Here is a 3,093-nt window from a genome sequence, read left to right as displayed (position 1 = left end):
TTGAACACCATCAGTTTGAGGGACGACCGCCTTCCAACCAACAGGCCGCTCGCGAGCGCGCTTCCAAATTGCGCCGTAGCGAGCGGGCGGCCGGCCCGTTACCCCATCTACACACCTATGCATGCTTCGCCACCCAGCCCGCGAAGGCATCGAGCACGTCGGCCATCACCTCGCGGTCGTTGCGGCCGGAGCGCTTGAGGACATGGAAGGAGTGGTCGGCCTCCTGCACCGGATGCAGCGTCGCGCGATGACCCAACCCCTTCACCACGGGCTCGAGCAGGTCGAGCTCGGCCAGCGCGTCGCGGGTGCCCTGCAGGAACAGCATCGGGACCTTGACCTCGGCGAGATGCCTGGCCCGCTCGCTCGACGGCTTGCCGGCGGGATGCAGCGGAAAGCCGAGAAACAGCAGCCCGCGCACGCCGGCGAGCGGCGCCTTGGCCTGTGCCTGCGAGGTCATGCGTCCGCCGAACGACTTGCCGCCGGCGAACAGCGGCAGTTCGCCGCAATGACGCGCAGCTTCCGCCACGGCGGCACGCACCGTTGCCTGCGCGACGGCGGGCGGATCGGGCCGCTTGCTGCCCTTCTCCATGTAGGGAAACTGATAGCGCAATGTCGCGATGCCGCGCTCCGCCAGGCCCTCCGCAATCGCGACCATCGAGGGATGCGTCATGCCGGCGCCGGCGCCATGGGCAAACACATAGGCGCTACGGGCCTGCGCCGGCCGCAGCAGCAGCGCGGACACCGTGCTGTCGTCCGAGACCGTGATCGTGAGCGGCTGCACGCCTGACGTGTTCAAGATGACATCTCGAAGAATTGTTGCGCCGTTGTTTCTAGCCGCAGGCCTCGATGCGCGCAAATGCCGCCGCGGAGGGAACGCCGCAAGTGAACTGGCTCACAGCCAATCAACATTTCCGTTGTTAGACCAAGCGCCGCCACTGTAGGATGGCGCACACCGCATCACACGCTTAACGCGAACTCGTTTTTCGGCGAATTTTAACATCTCATCCATATCACGCGCGGATACCGCGAATTGGGGGAACGGGGCATGCCTCGCAAGACGATATTCGTCATCGGACTGTTGATTGTCGCCGGCGTGCTCTATTTCAAGGACGATATCGAGACGGTGGCGAGCGGCTTCCGCGTCAAGGTCGTCGACTACCAGCCGCCGGCAAAGACGGTGTGGCTGGATCAGAATGTCAGCGCGGAGCGGCTGCGCTGGTTCTATCACGCCGACCAGGGCACACGGACCTTCGGCATTCCCCATGAATGGTTCATGGCGCTGGAGCAGCCGACGGTCTGGCCGCTGTTCACCGCGGCGCCGCGACTCAGCGAGACCAATTATCTCGGCCGCTTCGGCTTTATTCCCGACACGGTGATTCCGGGCAAACCCGATGCGCTGCCGATCGGCTTTTCGCAGGGCGGCCCGATGGCCGATGCCAACGGCGCGCCGTGGCGCAATCCGCACAGCAAGGCGGATATGACCGGCGTCGGCCTGACCTGCGCCGCCTGCCACACCGGCAGCTTCAGCTATCGCGGCACCGAGATCGTGATCGACGGTGGGCCGGCCAACACCAATCTGTTCGAATTCCAGAAGAGCGTCGGCGTCTCGCTGCTGCTGACGCGGTTCTGGCCGGGGCGCTTCTCGCGCTTTGCCGACGAGATCCTCGGCAAGGATGCCAGCCTCGACGAGCGCATGGCGCTGCGCGGCCAGCTCGACCTCGTGCTGAAGCAATACGCCAACATCAATTCGCTGGAGAACAAGGTCGCCGCCAACAGCGTCGAGGAAGGCTATGCGCGGCTCGACGCGCTGAACCGGATCGGCAACCAGGTGTTCTCGATCGACCTGAACAACCCGAACAACTACGCCTCGCATTCGGCGCCGGTGCATTTCCCGCGGATCTGGAACGCACCGTGGTTCAGCTGGGTGCAATATGACGGCTCGATCATGCAGCCGATGGTGCGCAACGCCGGCGAGGCGCTCGGCGTCAGCGCCGAGCTCAACCTACTCGACGAGTCCAAGGGGCTTTACAAATCGAGCGCGCGGATCGACGTGCTGCACGAGATGGAGCGGATGATCGCCGGCGAGCCGCCCAGCGAGGACAGGGGTTTTGGCGGACTGGCGTCGCCGAAATGGCCGGAGAACATCCTGCCGCCGATCAACACGGATCTCGCGAAGAAGGGCGGCGAGCTCTACAAGGCGCATTGCCAGGGCTGTCACGGCCCGGCGATTGACAGCAAGGCGCTGCCGGCGAGCGAAGCCTTTGCGCTGTTCAAGGACAAGAAGCGCTGGACCAGGAACGAGGCCGGCCAGCCGCTGCTCGATGTCGAGATGATTCCGATCAGCCATATCGGCACCGACAGCGCGCAGGCCGAGGGCCTCGCGCACCGCACCGTCGAGACGCCGGCCAATCTGAACATCAAGGACAGCAGTTTCGGTCCGGCGCTCGGCGATCTCGTCGAGAAGACCGTCGACTATTGGTACGACCAGAACAAGACCCCGCCGGAAGATCGCAAGCGCATCAACGGCTACCGGCCGAACGAGATCCAGGCGCCGCTCGCCTACAAGGTCCGGCCGCTCAACGGCATCTGGGCGACCCCGCCGTATCTGCACAACGGCTCGGTCCCGACCATCTACGCACTGCTGTCGCCGGTGAAGGACCGTCCCGCGACCTTCTATCTCGGCGGCCGGGAGTATGATCCCAAGGATCTCGGCTACGTCTGGAAGGACAAGATCAAGAACGCCTTCATGCTCGACACCACCAAGCGCGGCAACAGCAATTCCGGACACGAATTCTCCAACGAGAAGCGCACCGGCGTGATCGGGCCGGAGCTGAAGGAAGACGAACGCCGCGCCCTGATCGAGTTCATCAAGACGCTGTAGGCCCCCGAAGGGACTGCGCCCCCTCTCCCGCTTGCGGGGGAATCGCATATAGAAAAATCTGTCGGGCAGCGTCCTCGCGGCCATCCTTCGAGACGCCGCTGCGCGGCTCCTCAGAGCCTGACTGAAAAATGGGTGAGTGATCTCAGTGGGGTGTGATTCCATCGGATTTGCAAAGATTCGAGGGAGAGCACGATGCCCTGGACCAAGATCAC

General features: G+C 64.1%; 2 protein-coding genes. One reads left to right on the top strand and one right to left on the bottom strand.

Annotated elements, in window-relative coordinates; translation table 11 throughout:
• Positions 1-115: 115 nt before the first annotated feature.
• On the bottom strand, positions 116-796 hold the full coding sequence (locus tag ACZBJS_RS42125) for an alpha/beta hydrolase family protein (RefSeq protein ID WP_057020149.1): 681 nt from the start codon (positions 794-796) through the stop codon (positions 116-118).
• 249 nt (positions 797-1,045) lie between these two features.
• Here ACZBJS_RS42125 and ACZBJS_RS42120 point away from each other — a divergent pair, with 249 nt between their 5' ends.
• Positions 1,046-2,881: a di-heme-cytochrome C peroxidase gene (locus ACZBJS_RS42120; RefSeq protein WP_463440290.1), complete on the top strand. Its 1,836-nt coding sequence runs from the start codon at positions 1,046-1,048 to the stop codon at positions 2,879-2,881.
• Positions 2,882-3,093 lie beyond the last annotated feature (212 nt).

The organism is Bradyrhizobium sp. KZN70725 (assembly GCF_055264925.1).
Note: the sequence above shows the minus strand (reverse complement) of the source record. Positions and strands in the feature narration are given on the sequence as shown.

What these genes read in the sequence shown, in the direction of transcription:
- ACZBJS_RS42120 (WP_463440290.1), top strand. Translation starts at nt 1,046, where the DNA reads ATGCCTCGCAAGACGATATTCGTCATCGGACTGTTGATTGTCGCCGGC.